Below are 16,358 nucleotides of genomic sequence, written 5' to 3'. Positions count from 1 at the left end.
TGGAGTTATTCCTGAATTTCGCACGTTAGCCTCTGATTTCAGCGGGCAAACCAACCGGTACCTAACAAGAATGAGAAGCGCTAAATGAAAATGCTCGGTCTCGATCATGTAAATGTCCGAACTGCCAAGTTGGCCGAAATGGTCCGTTTTTACGAAAACGTTCTTGGACTAAGGTCTGGAGCGCGGCCAGATTTCCCGTTTGCGGGAGCTTGGATCTACATCGCGGAGAATCCTGTCATTCATCTTGTCGAAGTGGCTGAGGAATGCGCTTCAATCGAGCCTAAGATCGAACACTTCGCGCTTCGGGCCACTGGTTTGACCGAATTGACTGAACGTTTAACACAGGCTGATATTCGTCATTCAGTTGACCGTGTTCCTGGCGTGCCCATTGTGCAGGTTAACTTAGAAGATGTGGACGGAAACCACATTCACATAGATTTCCACTCAGATGAGATGGCCGGACGCGAGTAAGATATGTGAAAAACTGCACAATCTGATCGTGGGTCCGGCTCACAACCAAGCGATGGAGAAATTGTTGAAGTTGAGGGTGGCCCGCAAACCCCGAGAGAATTCCAACGCGACGTTGGTGCGCCCGGCGGTGACGGCGAAGGCGGAGGAGCAAATGGCCTACCCTCTTTCGAGGGCGGAGCACTTGGTTCACCACCCGTTGGCTTTGAAACTAACGCCAATTTCGGCGCAACGCGGGCAATGGTCCTGCTTGGGTCACACAGACGCTTCAGTGAATAATGATCCCCAATTTTGTATTGTACATCAAGAAAGCGTCGATGAAGATGCGGGCATCCCTAATGCGCGCGGAAAGCCGCGGCAGCCACTTCAGATTGGATTACCCCGATACAGATGATGTGAACAGGCGCGCTTGGATCAAACTTTACCAAGGCACAGACGGGTCAATGCGGCTTGAACAGTAGCTGTTTGACACGCGGCCAACTTAACGAAGTCCTTTTTAGACTTCAGTGACCCAGCGGGTTGAAAGCTGAACTAAAGCGCTATGTCGGTACAGCGAGGTCCGGTTATTCCAAGTGAACGCCCTCTAAAGGCTATCCAGCGCTGACCTGCTTTTGTTAAGGTCATAGACAATGCGTAGGTAGGAGGTGCTCATGATTGGTTGGAACGTGGCTGGGAAGGTTCGCGCTAAACCGGCGTGTGGTAACGAAACAAGCGTTGGCACAGTAAGCGCAGGTTCAGAAGTTAAGCGGCTGTTCCACGGTACTTGGCTTGCGCTGATGTTGGTGGGTTTGATTGCGGTTCAATCGCCCGCTTCGGCGCAATCGTTGTCACGCGAAACTCCTTCATGGCTGCAACAGCATGTCGGGACCGGTGAAGGGCAGATTGCGCCTGTGGTCCTTGAACGCGCGCGTGATCTTTATCGTCAACAGGTACGGCGCGCCGGTGTTCGAAATCCGTGCTATATGGCTATGGACGCGACACGGCCGAGTACGTCCTCTCGAGGGACGCCAACCCAGCGATATTACATTATTTGTGAAGAGCAGGGGTCGTTTACGGCAGTGTCGTCTGGATACGGGAACGGGCGCAGCATACCTGGGGCGGATTTCTCGAATGGACGGGAATGCGCGCGCCACTTTAGCAATGCGCTCGGGTCGAACTTGACGATGGGGGGCGCGTACCTCACAGCTGAGGCGCGCACGTCTCATAAAGGTTACATTAGACAGGGCGGTCAAACTGTCCCGTTCAACCGGACGTTCCTCGTGTTTGACGGGATGAGAGAGACGTCGAATGCACGGGATCGCGCGATTGGCGGGCATATGGCGGCGTTTGTGCGGTCACAATGTCGGATGTCAGTGCCCAGCAGTCCCCACGCGGACGAGGATGGATTTGTGCGGCTCGGTCGGCTGATTGATTATACGAGTGGGCGAAGCAACGGGTGCACGACGTGGTCGGAAGACGTGTCACAGCAAATTATCTCGCTGGTCGATGGGAACCGGACGTCGCTGTACATTTACCCAGAGTCGCGAGACATCAATGCGATTGCAACTTCGGTAAACAATGGGCGTTCACCTTCTGTAGACGGGCATTATTGGAACAGCTCGTGCCTTAACCAAATTGGCGCACCACGGTTCTGGCCTAAACGCCAACTTGAGCCGATAATTCGAGAATGGCGCGCCTCATTGCCCGCACCGAACTACAGCCCCCTACCGATCTGTCAGTAAAGACCTCGATGGTTTTGCAACGAAGCTCAAGTGCTCCCAAGCGGCTAGCGGAAAACTCTTCGCAATGCCTTGTAACAGATTGCTTTTTCCAAGAAAGAAATCGCCGCAATGTCACTTTTAGACAAGGCCATGATGGCGCCGCTACAGTTACAAACTGCGCTGGAAAAACCGTCGATCCGCGAACTTAGGTTTGCGAAAGTGAGCGACGCAAACCGTCTCGTGCTGCGGCATCTGCAGCATCAGCGAGGATCTGGGCTTTCAGCCCGTCCTCACCAGTTGGAGCTATCGGCACGCCGGCTGCAATGCAGGAGACGAAATGTTCCATTTCCGCACGATAGGCAGCTGCATAGCGTTCCAGAAAGAAGGGTTGGGTCGCGGCAGTTTGGTGGCCTGCGCCTGTCGCCAGCTGAACCGAATTTTCGAGCATATTGTCCGCACGCAGCATACCCTTTGAGCCATGCACTTCGATCCGTTGATCATAACCATAGGTTGCGCGGCGCGAATTGCTAATCTGGCATATCTTGCCATTCGCGGTCTTCAGGGTCACCACAGCAGTGTCGAAATCCCCCGCCTCGCCAATCGCGGGGTCCACTAAACAAGAGGCTTCAGCGGTCAATTCCACGGGCTCTTCGCCAAGCAAGAACCGGGCCATATCAAGATCGTGGATCATCATATCTCGGAAAATCCCGCCTGAGGTTTTGATGTATCCGATGGGCGGTGGCGCTGGATCTCGCGACAGGATCGTGACGAGCTCAACGTCGCCGATGACTTGATCGGATATCTGTTTTTGAAGGTGCGCAAAGCTGGGGTCAAAACGGCGGTTGAAGGCCACCATGAAAGGCACGCCAGCCACCTCAACGGCGGAGAGGCACTCTCGGATACGATCGACGGAGAGGTCGACGGGCTTCTCGCAGAAGATTGCTTTTCCGTGCGCGGCGGCCTTGTGGATCAGGTCGTAATGGGTGGTTGTTGGCGTGCCGATGACGACGGCGTCGATGCCAGGATCTTCGAGCATCTGATCGCTGGTCATGACCTTCGCATTCAATTGGCTGGCCAGTGCGTTCGCTGCTTCGGGCAGAAAGTCAGACACAGCTACAGTGCGCGCTGTTTTCATTCCTGAAAGGGTCGCACCGTGAACTTGGCCGATCCGTCCACATCCCAAAAGTCCGACGTTGAGCATTCTGTTATCCTTTGAGCGGAGCCAGCACGCGGCGTGCGGCGGCAATCATGGGGGTTTCGGTGTCTTTAAGGATCGACACACGGTCGAACCTTTTGGAGTCGGCGGAGACGGCATCACGCAGAGCGGCGCCGAACGCCATGCGCAATTCGGTCCCGATGTTGAATTTGCAGATGTTTGTGTTGCGCGCCAGACGAGCACGCTGTTCCACAGGTACACCAGAGCCGCCATGGATCACCAACGGCACGTTTGTCACGGCCTGAATTTCGGCGATGCGCCCTTCGTCTAGCCCGCCTTCTTTTTCTTCTTGCAGGTGCACGTTACCAACCGAAATTGCCATCGCGTCAACGCCCGTTTCTAGAGCAAATTTGGCGGCCTCAGCAGGGTCTGTGCCTGCGGAAGCCTCACCCTCGGCATAACCCACAAACCCGATCTCGCCCTCACAGGAAATGCCTGCAGCATGGGCCATATCGGCGATGCGTTTAGTTTCGGCTACGTTGTCGTCGAAGGGTTTGCGCGACCCGTCGAACATCAGCGAGGTAAAGCCAGAATCCAGGGCTTCGGCGCACTCATCGTAAGTGTAGCCGTGATCGAGATGGGCGACGACGGGCACAGAGGCGTTTTCGGCCAGATGGCGGAACATTTTGCCAAGGACGGGCAGGGGCGTATGGGCGCGGCAGCCGGGGCCAGCCTGCAGAATGACGGGGCAGTTTTCCGCTTCTGCGGCCCGCACAAAGGCGCGCATATCTTCCCAGCCCAGTGTCACTAGTCCAGCAACTGCGGTGCCATTTTTCAACGCCGGTTGCAGAACATCTGCGAGAGTTACCAATGGCATGTGTTGCCCCTATTTGAACTTTGCGATCATATCTTTGATGCCTGGGATCGTTTCGATCTGATAGGCATGGGTCGGCTGGAAGTATTGAACGAGGCTGCGTTGTGACAGCCCGCCGAGGATCGTGAAATAATACATCTGATAACCGGGCAGTACCGCACAGGGGTGGTATCCGCTGTCGAGACAAATCGTTGAGCCATCTACGATGTGATAGGCGTCACCCGCCTTACCATCTTCGCGCTGCAACATCTGTACGCCTGAACCGTGGTTGGGTTTAAAACGGAAGTTGTATGTTTCGTCGTGTCGCGTTTCTTGCGGCAGGCGGTCGGTGTCGTGTTTGTGGCTTGGAAAGCCTGACCAGCCACCTTCACCGACGGTGAACAACTCAGAGACCAGCAGACGGCCAACCTTGTCGTGATATTTGGTGCCAAGAATATGTTTGATCTTGCGGTGGGTTTTGGTGTCGTCCGACCCGTATTGTACAAGGTCGAGTTCGTCGTTGCGCACCGCGAAAGCATCCAGAACCTTGTCGTAACGCGCGCCTGCGATGAAAATTTCGACTTCATCTGATGTGCAGACCATTTCGGCTTTGGCGGCGGTCGGCACATAGACGCCCTCAGGTTCGCCGTCCCAAACATCTTCGCCGCGCCCGCCGATGCCGTTCGCTTTGAAGCCTTCGATATTCACATCAATACTGCCTGTGGCGGGCACGATGCAGGTTTCGTAGCCGGGTACTTCGTATTCGAACGCTTCACCCTTTTTGAGTTTGACGATGTTGAAATAGTTCAGCGGAACGGTGCTATCGTCGATATCAACGATGGGTTTGTTCTGATTATCAAACGGAGCAATATGCATGATCGTTCCTTTAGCGTTGGGTTGGGCCGGGGTGGGTGGCCAGAAAAGTTTCGAGAGTTTCCGTGTCTGCCATCGCGGGCGCACAGCCGGGCCGCGATACTGTGACTGAGGCGCAGGCAGAGCCGCGTAGAATGGATGTTTTTAGGTCATGGCCATCGGCCAAAGACGTCAACATACCCGCCATAAAACTGTCTCCCGCGCCCGTTGGTTTCAAGGCTTCAACAGGATAGATGCCGGTGTGGATCTCCTGCCCATCGGCAAAAGTGATCGCGCCCTCTGGCCCCATTTTGTAAACGACGAGCGCGGCGCTGGTCTGTGAAAGATCGCGCGCCTTATCGAGACCCTTGTCGATGGACCCCGCCATAAAGCCGAATTCCTCGTCGTTGCCGACGATCATGTCTGACGCTGCTGCAGCGCGACTGAGCACGTCGGCAGCGACCTCGGGGGAAGGCCATGAGTAGGGGCGGTAATCGACGTCGAAGATAACCGGAAGGCCCGCTGCTTTGGCCAGTTCAAAAGCGCGGAAGGTGGCAGAACGGGATGGTTCTGCGGCGAAGACGGTGCCAGCTGTGATCAGGGCGCCAAAACGGGCATAGTCCACGGCCTCGACGTCTGCCTCGTTCATCTCGAAATCAGCGGCGCCATTTCGGTAAATTACCGATTGGTGTCCCTCAAGGCGGCTTTCATAGACGGCGAGGGAGTTGCGAAATTCGCCGCCCACGGGGGTCACGTAATCCGCACTCACGCCATAGCGCTTTAATTGGTTCACGCAGTAACGCCCGATACTGTCGTCGGACACGCGCGTAACAAGCGCCGCTTGCCCGCCTAGTTTGCAGATGCCCGCTGCCGTATTGGCCGACGATCCGCCAAGTCCGGCGTGAAAGACTTCGGCGTCCTCTGTTGCGGTGCCCGCAGGCGTGAAGAAGTCCATCCCCGCGCGGCCGACGATGACGAAATTGTTGGCTTTGATCCCTGACAGCAGCGCGTCCATCTTATACGCCCTTACGCTGTTTGGATCGGCTGCTTTCCCAGTCTTCGTGGGCAGCTTTGACCTTGGGGTTGTCGGTAATGTGAGGCGTTCCAACTTCCCACCATGTGTGGCCCTCTGTCGTCCATCCTTCATAGGGATCGACTTTCATGACGATGACGTAGGTCTGGTCAGCCGCCTTTGCCCGGGCAAAGGCATCGGCAAGGCCAGACGGGTCTGCAACCGTTTCCGCCAACGCCCCCATGGAGCGTGCGTGTGCCTCGAAATCAACACCGACCTGATTGGTCGCTGTTGGTGTATCCGCGATTAGGTTGTTGAAGCTCTCGTTGCCGGTATTGTTTTGCAGTTTGTTGATGACAGCAAAGCCGCCGTTGTCCAGCACCATGATGATCATCTTCTTCTGGGTCAGAACCGAGGAATAGACATCCGAGTTCATCAGCAAGTATGACCCGTCACCCGTAAACACGATCGTATCTTGATCTGGTTCTTTTTCGGCCTGCGCAATCCGCGCGCCCCAACCGCCTGCAATTTCATAACCCATGCAGGAAAAGCCGAATTCAACATCGACGGTTCCGATGTCCAGCGTTCGCCAATTCGCGGTGACTTCGGCAGGTAGTCCGCCAGCAGCGGCGACGATCCGATCACGTGGATCGCAAGCTGCGTTTACCACTCCGATTGCCTGCGCATAAGACGCAGGGCCATTCCCGAGACGAGTATTGTTTGCGACATAGTCGTCCCACTTGGCCCGTTCGGCTTTGGCGGTTGCGACCCAATCGTCTGGGGTTACGTAATCACCCAAAGCATCTTGCAACGTGCCCAGTGCCAGTTTGGCATCGCCGACAACGGTTGCGGACATGTGCTTTGCCGCATCATGGCGCGCCGCGTTTAATCCGATGATCTGTGCGTCTTGGGCAAATGCGGTCCATGAACCGGTCGTGAAGTCTTGCAAGCGTGTGCCAACCGCGAGAATGACATCAGCCTGTTCAGCAATTGCATTTGCACTGTCTGATCCAGTTACCCCAAGTGGCCCGATGTTAAGGGCGTGGGTCGCTTTCAGGTTCGCACGTCCGGCGATGGTTTCGACAACTGGGATAGAATGCGTTTCAGCGAAAAGCGTCAGTTCTTCGACAGCGCCTGAATACTGTACCCCGCCACCCGCGATTATCATCGGGCGTTTGGCGGTTTTCAACAGGGCTGCGGCCTCGGTGATTTCGGCGGTATCTGCGGCCTGACGGCGGATGCGGTGCACACGTTTATCAAAGAAGGACAGAGGGTATTCATATGTCCAACCCTGTACGTCTTGCGGCAGGCCAAGGAAGGCGGGCCCGCAATCGGCGGGATCAAGCATTGTATTCAACGCGGCCGGCAAGGATTGGATGATTTGCGCTGGATGCGTGATCCGATCCCAATAGCGGCTCACGGCTTTGAACGCGTCGTTCACGCCGAAGGTCGGGTTTCCGTAGTGCTCGAGCTGTTGCAACACAGGATCGGGAAGGCGGGTGATGAAGGCATCACCACAAAGCAGCAGCATAGGCAGGCGGTTCGCATGGGCTAGCGCAGCGCTGGTCAGCAGGTTCGCCGTGCCGGGGCCTGCACTTGCTGTGCAAAACATGAAGCGGCGACGCAGATGCGCCTTGGCATAGGCCGCCGCAGCGAATCCCATACCCTGTTCGTTCTGACCGCGATAAAGAGGCAGCACATCTTTGTGGTCGCGCAGCGCTTCGCCAAGGCAGGTGACATTGCCGTGGCCAAAAATGCCGAACCCGCCTCCGCAAAGGTGCGTTTCCGCGCCATCAATCTCAATGTATTGAGCCGCAAGGAACCGCACAATTGCCTGTGCAGTTGTCAGCGTAACTGTTTGGTTTAAGGTCTCCACCGTGGCGCCCCCTTTGAGATTACGTTTGGCGTGCGACAAATCGCTATTGACCTGCGCCCCCAATCAAAGATAGCCGTTTTGCAACCGGTTGCAATGAGATTCTTGTGGGAGAAAGAAAAAGTGTCTGAGATTGGGATAGGGCTGATCGGCGGCGGCTATATGGGTAAGGCCCATTCGGTTGCTTATGCGGCGGTGGCAGGGGTCTTTGATACGGCACTACGCCCCGTCCTTGAGGTGATTTGTGCGTCATCCACTGCATCCGCAGAACGTTACCGAGCTGCCTATGGGTTCAAGCGCGGAACCGATGACTGGCGCAGTGTGATAGCTGACGAATCTGTCGGCGCGATTGTGATCGCTTCGCCCCAATCGACCCACCGTGAGATCGCCGAAGCCGCCTTTGCGCTGGGCAAACCTGTGTTTTGTGAAAAGCCGCTGGGTGCCTCGCTTGAAGACAGCCGCGCAATGCTGGCGGCAGCTGAGGCTGCAGGTGCGATTCACATGACTGGATTTAACTATATCCGCACGCCTGCTTCGCAGTTTGCGCGGCAACTGATCGCTGAAGGACGGATCGGGGCTGTCACATGGTTTCGCGGTGAACATACCGAGGACTTTCTGGCAGACGAGACGTTGCCTGCCACGTGGCGCACTACAGGCGCGGCCAACGGCACCATGGGTGATCTTGCGCCCCATATGATCAACGCTGCCCGTGCCCTTATCGGGCCGATTGTAAGCCTGAACGCCACAGCAGAGACCGTCCACGCGAACCGCCCAGGTGGCACCGTTGATAACGACGATCAGGCGCAAATGATGTGCCGTTTTGAAAACGGGGCGCAGGGGCATCTGTTCTTCAGCCGCATCGCGACTGGGCGGAAGATGGGCTACGCCTATGAAATTCACGGCACCAAAGGCGCGATCCGTTTCGATCAAGAGGATCAGAACGCGCTGCATCTGTATACGATGGATGGCCCAGAGGCCGAGCGCGGGTTTCGCAAAATCCTGACCGGCCCAGCGCACCCAGACTACCTGCCGTTCTGTCAGGGGCCGGGCCACGGGACGGGCTATCAGGATCAAATTATCATCGAGGCCCATGACTTTTTGCGGGCTATTCATGAACAACGCAACATCTGGCCGACTTTCGCCGAAGGGATGGAAGTGAACCGCGTTGTCGCTGCAGCACTGGCCTCAAGTCGCACAGGCGCTTGGGTCGATATCAAAAATTTCTAATCAAAAAGGGCTTGAACATGATCAAGATTGGCAACGCACCTTGTTCTTGGGGTGTCGAATTCGCGGATGATCCGCGGAACCCGAACTGGCGCAAAGTTTTACAAGAAAACGCGGATGCGGGATACACGGGGATCGAACTTGGGCCTGTCGGGTACATGCCCGAGGACCCAACTGCGCTGTCTGATGCGCTGGAAGAATTCGGGCAGACTTTGGTGGGGGGCGTTGTCTTCCGCCCGTTCCATGACCCTGACGCTTGGGATGATGTGATGGATGGCGCAGTGCGCACCTGTAAGGCGCTGAAAGCGCATGGGGCGGAACACCTTGTGCTTATCGACAGCATTTCGCCGCGTCGCGCGCCTACCGCGGGCCGCGTGGGTGAGGCCGAGCAGATGGATAAGGCTGAATGGACAGCGTACCGCGACAAAATCGCGACCGTCGCCAAGATGGGCACCGAGGAATACGGCCTGACCGTAGGTATTCACGCCCATGCAGGCGGATTCATGGATTTTGAACCCGAGCTGGATCGCCTGCTGGCGGAAGTCGACGAAGCGATCCTCAAGATCTGTTTCGACACAGGTCACCATTCTTACGCAGGCTTTGATCCAGTGGCTTTTATGCGCCGCAATATCGATCGGATCAGTTACATGCATTTCAAGGACATTGATCCGAAGGTGAAAGCGCAAGTCGTAAAAAATCGCACCGACTTCTATGACGCGTGCGGTCAGGGGATATTCTGCAACCTTGGCGACGGGGATGTTGACTTCCCGGCCGTGCGGCAGGTTTTGATGGAGAACGGGTTCTCTGGTTGGTGTACGGTAGAGCAGGATTGCGATCCAGAGGGCGATACCTCGCCCATCGATGACGCGAAGCTGAACCGTGCGTATCTGAAATCCATTGGTTTTGAAGGAGCATAAAGCCATGGCGAAGTTGAAATGGGGAATGATTGGCGGCGGCGAAGGCAGCCAGATCGGGCCAGCGCACCGCCTCGGTGCTGGACTTGATGGTTTGTTTGAGTTCAGCGCGGGTGCGTTGGATCACAGACCTGATGAAGGCATTGATTATGGGCAACGGCTCGGCCTTGGGGATCGCGCCTATGGGTCGTGGCAGGACATGCTGGAAGGCGAGAAAAAGCGCGAGGATCGCGTTGATCTGGTTACGGTCGCTACGCCAAATTCCACCCACTTTGAAATCACCAAGGCCTATCTAGAGGCCGGATTTCACGTGCTGTGTGAAAAGCCAATGACGATGACGGTCGATGAAGGGCAGGAGATTGTCGAGATCGCTAGCAAGACGGGCAATATCTGTGCGGTGAATTATGGCTACTCAGGCTATTCATTGGTCCGGCATATGAAGGCGATGATTGCGCGTGGGGATATCGGGAAAGTCCGCCTTGTGAACGCAGAATTTGCCCACGGGCATCACGCGGACGCAACAGATGCAGACAACCCTCGCGTGCGGTGGCGCTATGATCCTGCACAGGCGGGTGTATCGGCTCAGTTTGCCGATTGCGGCATCCACGCGCTGCATATGGCCAGCTTTGTGACAGGTCAGGAAGTCACTAAACTCTCTGCCGATTGTGTGTCCTGCATTGATGTGCGCACCCTTGAAGACGACGCCATGGTCAATTTCCGTATGGATGGTGGAGCGGTTGGCCGCCTTTGGACGTCCTCCATCGCAATCGGTCGGCAGCACGGGCTGGGCATCCAGGTGTTCGGCGAAACCGGTGGCCTGCGTTGGAGCCAAGAGCACCCCAACCAGCTCTACTACATGCCATTAAACGAGCGCATGCAGATCATTGAACGTGGTGAGGCAAACCTCTCACCAGAGGCGGATCGAACGACGCGGGTGACCATCGGCCATGCCGAGGGCATGCCGCTGGCCTTTGCCAACATCTACACTGACTTGGCCGAGGCTATCGGTGCCCGCAAAGAAAGCCGCAAGATGGACGCTGCGGCGAACCTATTCCCACGCGCTGAGGATGGGTTACGCTCGATGTCGGCCGTTGTGGCTGTCGCTGAATCCGGCAAGCAAGACGGTGCGTGGCTTGATGCGCGCCCTCCGATGTTTCGGTAACAAAACGGGCGCCCGATGAGTTCGGGCGCCTAGGCTAACTGTAGTGTTCCGCGTTCAATAACCGATCCATTAAACAACCGCGCTTGCGGCTGCAGTGTCGGGTCGGCAACCAGTTGCACGACGCGCGCGATTGAGGCGGCGATAATCTCGGTTACGGGGTTATGGATCGTCGTCAGGTTAATGTTTTCCCAACCCGCCATTTCCATATCATTCAACCCGATAATGCCGATGTCATCGGGCACATTCAGGCCCGCTGATTGCAGTGCCGACATGGCCCCGATGGACAGCACATCATCACCGCAGAAATATGCTTGCGCGGGTTTTGACGCCAACAGGCGGGCCATCTCGGCGCGGCCAGCCTCGAAGGAATAGGCGTTTGCGAAACTTGTCGTCGCGGTGACCTTTGGGTGCTTTGCCACTTCGGCTAGAAATCCGGTTTGGCGGTCGATGGTCGATGTCGCATCGACAGGGCCGCCCAAAAAACCAACCTCGGTGTAACCACGTTCAATTAAGGTTAGCGCGGCCAGTTTGCCCGCCGCGATGTTGTCGATTCCCAAAACATCGACCGCTGGGGTCGCCGTCTGGCGACCAAAGGAATGCACAACCGGAACGCCTGCATCGCGAAACGCACGGGCGAAATCATGGGGAAGGGTGGAGGAAGCGACGATGACACCGTCCACCGAATACTGGCGTAACATCCTTACGGAGGCCTCCGGGTCGGTTTCATCTGTCAGGTTCACCAGTAGGGGCCTCAGGTCGCGTTCGTGCAGGCCGCGAGTGAATAGGTCAAAGACCTCTAGGAAGATCGGATTGTGAAAATTGTTGGACACAAGGCCGATCATCTTAGTGCGGCCTGTGGTCAGAGACGAGGCGAGAGCATTGGGGCTGTATCCCAATTCTTTCGCCGCCTTCATTACTTTTGCACGCGTCTTGGCGGAGACTGACGCGCCCTCGGTAAAGGTGCGTGAAACCGCAGAACGGGACACGCCCGCCATTTCTGCTACGTCTTTTAAGGTGACAGCCATGACGTCCTAATCATCGGAAAAGGCATTGTAGTCAATCGTGGCGAACCGCCACGCACATATAGCGCCTATCCCGATGAAAATTATCGCCCAGAGGACGGCCCCTGTGCTGAGTTCAAACAGACCCCATGCGACCAGCACCACGACGACAACTATGCGGATCCAAACGGGCGCAAAGAACGGGTGGTAAAGGTCGATGAGTTTCCTCATGCGACCCCTTCGTATTCCGCACCCGTTTTGGCACCTGTAATGTAGCTCACGACGTCCTCGCCTGTGTAATCACTATTCTTGATGTCGAGGTTCGCACAAATGCGCCCGCGGCGGAAGACAATGATCCGATCAACGAGATCGAACACTTGCCGCATGTTGTGCGACACAAGGATCAGGCTTTCTCCCTGTTCTTTTAGGGTTCTGATAATGTTTTCGACCTGTGCTGTTTCTTGCACACCAAGGGCGGCTGTTGGTTCGTCCATGATCGTCAGTTTAGAGGCAAACGTCGCTGTGCGAGCGATGGCCACACATTGGCGCTGGCCACCGGACATATTGGCGATGCTGTTCTTGATGTTCGGGATTTTGACGCCCGTCTTTTCCAGCCCTGCCATCGTGTCACCACGCATGCCTTTGTAGTCGAGCATTCGAAATGGACCGAGCCAGTTGAACTTGGTTTTTTCACGTCCAAGGAACAAGTTGTCAGGCACGTTGAGGTCATCGGCCAGCGCCAGCGTTTGGAACACCGTTTCGATGCCAGCTTCGCGCGCATCCAGTGGCCCTGCAAAGTGGACTTCGTCGCCATCAAAGGTGACGGTACCACGCGTGCGTTGTTCGACCCCCGTGATCTGGCGAACGAAGGTGGATTTACCTGCCCCGTTGTCCCCCATGATCGCGACGTGTTCGCCGCGCTCCAGAGTGAAGTCTGCCTCCTCTAAGGCATGGACCCCACCGTAGTGCTTGGTCAGGCCTTTGGTTTCCAGAATGATATCTGACATTGCTATGCCCTCCCTTATGCCCGCGCCGCGGCGCGTTTTTGTTGCCATTGATCAAGCGCGACTGCGCCGACGATGATGATGCCAAGCACCATTTCCTGATAGTAAGCGCCAAGACGCAGGAACGTGAAGCCAGAGGTGATGACGCCGATGATGAGCGCCCCGATCACCGTACCGATGATTGATCCGCGCCCGCCAAACAGCGATACGCCGCCGATAACGGCCATCGCAATCGCTTCTAATTCATAGGACAGGCCCATTCCTGACTGCGCTGTCAGGTTCTTGGAGGTCAGGATTACAGCTGCGAGGCCAGCCAGACCGCCCGCGATCAAATAGACCAGCACGAGGTGACGGGGCACGTTAATGCCCGACATCCGTGCAGCGGCCTCATTTGAGCCAATCGCATAGGTGTGTTTGCCGTAGACGGTATAATTCATGATGAAGTGGAACAGTACGGCCAGCGACAAGAAGATGATAACCGGCATCATACCCGCGCCGATTTTTGCATAGCTTTCTGTTGGAAAGGATACTGGGTTGCCCAGAGACCACCATTGCGCCACGCCGCGCGCGAACAGCATCATGCCGAGTGTCGCGATGAAGGGCGGGATGCGCGAATAGGCAACCAATAGCCCATTGATGATGCCAGCGATCATCCCGACTGAAAGGCCAACAAGGATTGGAATAACGACCGGAAGATCCAATGCCCATTCGCCAAAAATCGCCTTTGGGTTCGGACCGCCGTTAACTTCGGCGACTTGAGCAAAGCTCATCGCGATCATTGCCGTCGCGCCGACGACAGACCCTGACGACAGATCGATCCCAGCTGTGATGATAACTTGGGTCACCCCTAGGGCGATAATGCCGATGATGGCGACCTGAATGATGATGATCCGCAACCGCGCTTCGTTAAAGATGCTGTCAAAACGGTCGCGCGTATCAAAAAGCAAACTTTGCTGCATGAAGATCGCGCCGAGGATCTCGAAGATGATCACAATCAACACAAGGGCTGCGAAGACGTTCAGCTCATTTGGCCAATGCCGTTTCGATTTGTCGTACGTCAGGCCACCAGTGCCTTCGCTTGCGTCGGACATCGTTCCGTTCTCCTAAATAGTCGGGGCGAGATTATTGAAAGTGCGGGGCCGCTTGTGCCGCCCCGCACGTCTTTAAGTCTGTCAAAGCAGATTACTCGATGAAGTCGCCGATGTTGTCTGGTGTGACCAGCTTGAACGGGATGAAGACCGTTTGGTCGACTTCGTCGCCGTTGATCAACGCGATCGCTGTTTCGATAGAGCCAGCGCCCTGACCTGCAAGGTCTTGGAACACTGTGACGTCCATTTCGCCAGCCTGCATGGAAAGCAGAGCATCGGAAGTCGCGTCAACACCGCCAACGACAACGTCGTCCATGGAAATGCCTGCAGCTTTCATCGCCTGGATCGCGCCTAGTGCCATTTCATCGTTGTTGCCGAAAACAGCGTCGAATGGCTCACCGGAGGAAATCCAGTTTGTCATCAGATCGTTCGCTTCATCGCGTGACCAATTCGCTGTCTGCTCGTCGATCAGCGTGATGAAGTTACACATGTCCATGCCGATAACGTCATGGAAATCCTTGGAGCGCTGAACAGCCGCTTGGTTAGAAAGCTGACCCATCAACATGTACGCAGTCGCACCACCGGATTTGCCTTCAGCACGCAGCTGACGACACATCTGGAACGCAGCCAATGTACCGGATTCAATCTCGTTGGATGCAACGAACGCCTGACCTTCTGGCAGTGTGTCCATGTTGACTGGCTGACGGTTCACGTAAACCAGTGGAACGCCAGCAGCTGCTGCCGCGTTGGACATCGCTTCGGTTGCGTTGGTGTCAACTGCGTTCACAATGATTGCATCAACGCCAGACGCGATGAAGTTGTTGATCTGGTCGAGCTGCTTAGCAACGTCGTCAGTCGCATCTTCGATCTGTAAAGACACATCGTCGTTTGCTTCGTCGAACGCTGTCATGCCGTTGCGCATCACGGTCAGACCGTTGTCGTCGAAACGTGCAACGGATACACCGATCTGCTGCGCCATTGCAGATGTTCCCATCAGCGCTGTCAGGCCTGCGGCCAAGAATAGTTTGTTCATTTGGTTTCCTCCCAAAATCGTGCCCGGCACACGGTTCATTTTCCGGGGCCCTGTTTAAAGGGCTTTTACTTCATTCCTCCTCAGGCCTCCCTTTCGGCGATTTGAGAAGTTATGAATTTCGTTGAGACGGCGATATGCGAGATTGGATTTTTCAACGCATGAACCTCGTCTGAGAAGGCTTCAAAAGAGAACGGGCCGTCGTATCCCTGCGCCCTTAGGCTGGCGATCTGTTCGATATTTCCGAGGCGGTCATGATCATCGACAAGTCCGCGGTGCGCGTCTGTCATTTCGGTGAATGCCACAGTCGGGTTGGTCACGCCCGATATATGGACGATCTTCGTGTCTTTGGCGAAAACCTCTGTCTCACCCGCGAGCGCATGGTGAAATGTGTCGTGGATTAGAGCAAAACAAGCAGGGTTTTGCATGTCGTTCAACACGGCGCGGACATCGGATTTGAACCTCAAACTGCTGTTGGCAAAGCCAAGCGGTTCGATCAGCCCTGTGATACCTGATCGTTCGAACATCGGCTGCAGGGCTACGAGTGAAGCGTTCAGTAGACCCCGTTGAACATCGCGCTGGACCGGGGTGTCATTGATGCGGGGGATTAAGGCAATCGCCTCGGCTCCGCAGCCTATAGCCTGATAGATTAGGCTCTGAACTTGCGCGCGGGTCGCTTTGGTGTTGTCGTTGAAACCGTAAACCTCAGCCAATGCCAAAATGCGCAGGCCTTTGCTTGTGGCGGCATCACGGATGGCAGTAGGCGGTTGCCCATCGAAAAGGGTCCCTGTCAAATCATTGCGCAGCTCAACGCCAACACAACCCATATCACACGCTGCGTCCAAGACCGAAATGGTCGAGGCGCGAGGCATAGTTTTATGGTTCAGACCGATAGCAAACATTCGGAGGTAGCCCTTTGATTCGCTGGTCAGTCTAATCTGGATGGAGATTTTTGCAACCGGTTGCATTTTTGGGCAAAGCATGAATTTTTGGTTTGCTCAAGCACCAAAGGAGCGCCATA

General features: G+C 55.8%; 17 protein-coding genes. 6 read left to right on the top strand and 11 right to left on the bottom strand.

The annotated features are described in order from the left end of the window. Positions 1-84: 84 nt before the first annotated feature. From OSB_RS13040 to OSB_RS13030, 3 genes are all read left to right on the top strand, one after another. The gene (locus tag OSB_RS13040; RefSeq protein ID WP_049835403.1) at positions 85-471 is read left to right on the top strand and encodes a VOC family protein; all 387 of its coding nucleotides are present in this window, start codon (positions 85-87) and stop codon (positions 469-471) included. A 275-nt stretch (positions 472-746) separates the two neighbouring features. Continuing rightward, positions 747-929, top strand: coding sequence for a hypothetical protein (locus tag OSB_RS13035; RefSeq protein WP_049835402.1), 183 nt, complete (start codon positions 747-749; stop codon positions 927-929). A 189-nt stretch (positions 930-1,118) separates the two neighbouring features. Further along, positions 1,119-2,189 (top strand): murein L,D-transpeptidase catalytic domain-containing protein, encoded by a 1,071-nt coding sequence (locus tag OSB_RS13030; protein WP_082166474.1) that lies wholly within the window; start codon positions 1,119-1,121, stop codon positions 2,187-2,189. Positions 2,190-2,373: 184 nt separating this feature from the next. Here OSB_RS13030 and iolG read toward each other — a convergent pair whose 3' ends face one another. The 5 genes from iolG to iolD are packed head-to-tail and all read right to left on the bottom strand — an operon-like array spanning position 2,374 to position 7,917. Continuing rightward, a complete protein-coding gene (iolG, locus tag OSB_RS13025; RefSeq protein ID WP_049835401.1) occupies positions 2,374-3,369 on the bottom strand; it encodes an inositol 2-dehydrogenase in 996 nt (331 codons plus the stop codon). Between the two features lie 4 nt (positions 3,370-3,373). Beyond that, complete coding sequence (locus OSB_RS13020; protein ID WP_049835400.1) at positions 3,374-4,201, bottom strand: class II fructose-bisphosphate aldolase; 828 nt, start codon at positions 4,199-4,201, stop codon at positions 3,374-3,376. A 9-nt stretch (positions 4,202-4,210) separates the two neighbouring features. Further along, positions 4,211-5,053, bottom strand: a complete 843-nt coding sequence (locus tag OSB_RS13015; RefSeq protein ID WP_049835399.1) for a 5-deoxy-glucuronate isomerase — start codon at positions 5,051-5,053, stop codon at positions 4,211-4,213. A gap of 10 nt (positions 5,054-5,063) precedes the next feature. Next, a complete protein-coding gene (iolC, locus tag OSB_RS13010) occupies positions 5,064-6,044 on the bottom strand; it encodes a 5-dehydro-2-deoxygluconokinase (protein WP_049835398.1) in 981 nt (326 codons plus the stop codon). Between the two features lies 1 nt (position 6,045). Next, positions 6,046-7,917, bottom strand: coding sequence for a 3D-(3,5/4)-trihydroxycyclohexane-1,2-dione acylhydrolase (decyclizing) (iolD, locus tag OSB_RS13005; RefSeq protein ID WP_049835397.1), 1,872 nt, complete (start codon positions 7,915-7,917; stop codon positions 6,046-6,048). A 120-nt stretch (positions 7,918-8,037) separates the two neighbouring features. Here iolD and OSB_RS13000 point away from each other — a divergent pair, with 120 nt between their 5' ends. Genes OSB_RS13000 through OSB_RS12990 form a run of 3 tightly spaced genes read left to right on the top strand, consistent with a single transcriptional unit; the run spans position 8,038 to position 11,214 of the window. Beyond that, positions 8,038-9,141 carry a Gfo/Idh/MocA family protein gene (locus OSB_RS13000; RefSeq protein WP_049836168.1) on the top strand — a complete coding sequence of 368 codons (1,104 nt, stop codon included), beginning with the start codon at positions 8,038-8,040 and terminating at the stop codon, positions 9,139-9,141. Positions 9,142-9,158: 17 nt separating this feature from the next. Next, positions 9,159-10,055: a TIM barrel protein gene (locus tag OSB_RS12995; RefSeq protein ID WP_049835396.1), complete on the top strand. Its 897-nt coding sequence runs from the start codon at positions 9,159-9,161 to the stop codon at positions 10,053-10,055. A 4-nt stretch (positions 10,056-10,059) separates the two neighbouring features. Next, the gene (locus OSB_RS12990; RefSeq protein ID WP_049835395.1) at positions 10,060-11,214 is read left to right on the top strand and encodes a Gfo/Idh/MocA family protein; all 1,155 of its coding nucleotides are present in this window, start codon (positions 10,060-10,062) and stop codon (positions 11,212-11,214) included. 29 nt (positions 11,215-11,243) lie between these two features. Here the strand turns inward: OSB_RS12990 and OSB_RS12985 are convergent, their stop codons facing one another. From OSB_RS12985 to OSB_RS12960, 6 genes are all read right to left on the bottom strand, one after another. Continuing rightward, positions 11,244-12,239 carry a LacI family DNA-binding transcriptional regulator gene (locus tag OSB_RS12985; RefSeq protein WP_049835394.1) on the bottom strand — a complete coding sequence of 332 codons (996 nt, stop codon included), beginning with the start codon at positions 12,237-12,239 and terminating at the stop codon, positions 11,244-11,246. A 6-nt stretch (positions 12,240-12,245) separates the two neighbouring features. Then, positions 12,246-12,446 (bottom strand): hypothetical protein, encoded by a 201-nt coding sequence (locus tag OSB_RS12980; protein WP_049835393.1) that lies wholly within the window; start codon positions 12,444-12,446, stop codon positions 12,246-12,248. Further along, complete coding sequence (locus OSB_RS12975) at positions 12,443-13,222, bottom strand: ATP-binding cassette domain-containing protein (protein ID WP_049835392.1); 780 nt, start codon at positions 13,220-13,222, stop codon at positions 12,443-12,445. The genes OSB_RS12980 and OSB_RS12975 overlap by 4 nt, the downstream gene beginning before the upstream one ends. A gap of 14 nt (positions 13,223-13,236) precedes the next feature. Next, positions 13,237-14,310: an ABC transporter permease gene (locus OSB_RS12970; protein WP_049835391.1), complete on the bottom strand. Its 1,074-nt coding sequence runs from the start codon at positions 14,308-14,310 to the stop codon at positions 13,237-13,239. A gap of 91 nt (positions 14,311-14,401) precedes the next feature. Next, complete coding sequence (locus tag OSB_RS12965) at positions 14,402-15,340, bottom strand: substrate-binding domain-containing protein (protein WP_049836167.1); 939 nt, start codon at positions 15,338-15,340, stop codon at positions 14,402-14,404. Positions 15,341-15,420: 80 nt separating this feature from the next. Further along, entirely contained in the window at positions 15,421-16,239 is an 819-nt protein-coding gene (locus OSB_RS12960) for a TIM barrel protein (RefSeq protein ID WP_049835390.1), read from the bottom strand. Between the last annotated feature and the right edge of the window lie 119 nt (positions 16,240-16,358).

Origin of the sequence: Octadecabacter temperatus (genome assembly GCF_001187845.1) — a bacterium.
GTDB lineage: Bacteria > Pseudomonadota > Alphaproteobacteria > Rhodobacterales > Rhodobacteraceae > Octadecabacter > Octadecabacter temperatus.
This window is presented reverse-complemented; position numbering and strand designations above follow the sequence as displayed.

What these genes read in the sequence shown, in the direction of transcription:
- OSB_RS12995 (WP_049835396.1), top strand. Translation starts at nt 9,159, where the DNA reads ATGATCAAGATTGGCAACGCACCTTGTTCTTGGGGTGTCGAATTCGCG.
- OSB_RS13040 (WP_049835403.1), top strand. Translation starts at nt 85, where the DNA reads ATGAAAATGCTCGGTCTCGATCATGTAAATGTCCGAACTGCCAAGTTG.
- OSB_RS12990 (WP_049835395.1), top strand. Translation starts at nt 10,060, where the DNA reads ATGGCGAAGTTGAAATGGGGAATGATTGGCGGCGGCGAAGGCAGCCAG.
- OSB_RS13020 (WP_049835400.1), bottom strand. Translation starts at nt 4,201, where the DNA reads ATGCCATTGGTAACTCTCGCAGATGTTCTGCAACCGGCGTTGAAAAAT.
- OSB_RS12980 (WP_049835393.1), bottom strand. Translation starts at nt 12,446, where the DNA reads ATGAGGAAACTCATCGACCTTTACCACCCGTTCTTTGCGCCCGTTTGG.
- OSB_RS12960 (WP_049835390.1), bottom strand. Translation starts at nt 16,239, where the DNA reads ATGTTTGCTATCGGTCTGAACCATAAAACTATGCCTCGCGCCTCGACC.
- OSB_RS13035 (WP_049835402.1), top strand. Translation starts at nt 747, where the DNA reads ATGATCCCCAATTTTGTATTGTACATCAAGAAAGCGTCGATGAAGATG.
- OSB_RS13015 (WP_049835399.1), bottom strand. Translation starts at nt 5,053, where the DNA reads ATGCATATTGCTCCGTTTGATAATCAGAACAAACCCATCGTTGATATC.
- OSB_RS12985 (WP_049835394.1), bottom strand. Translation starts at nt 12,239, where the DNA reads ATGGCTGTCACCTTAAAAGACGTAGCAGAAATGGCGGGCGTGTCCCGT.
- OSB_RS13030 (WP_082166474.1), top strand. Translation starts at nt 1,119, where the DNA reads ATGATTGGTTGGAACGTGGCTGGGAAGGTTCGCGCTAAACCGGCGTGT.
- iolC (WP_049835398.1), bottom strand. Translation starts at nt 6,044, where the DNA reads ATGGACGCGCTGCTGTCAGGGATCAAAGCCAACAATTTCGTCATCGTC.
- OSB_RS12965 (WP_049836167.1), bottom strand. Translation starts at nt 15,340, where the DNA reads ATGAACAAACTATTCTTGGCCGCAGGCCTGACAGCGCTGATGGGAACA.
- iolG (WP_049835401.1), bottom strand. Translation starts at nt 3,369, where the DNA reads ATGCTCAACGTCGGACTTTTGGGATGTGGACGGATCGGCCAAGTTCAC.
- OSB_RS12970 (WP_049835391.1), bottom strand. Translation starts at nt 14,310, where the DNA reads ATGTCCGACGCAAGCGAAGGCACTGGTGGCCTGACGTACGACAAATCG.
- OSB_RS12975 (WP_049835392.1), bottom strand. Translation starts at nt 13,222, where the DNA reads ATGTCAGATATCATTCTGGAAACCAAAGGCCTGACCAAGCACTACGGT.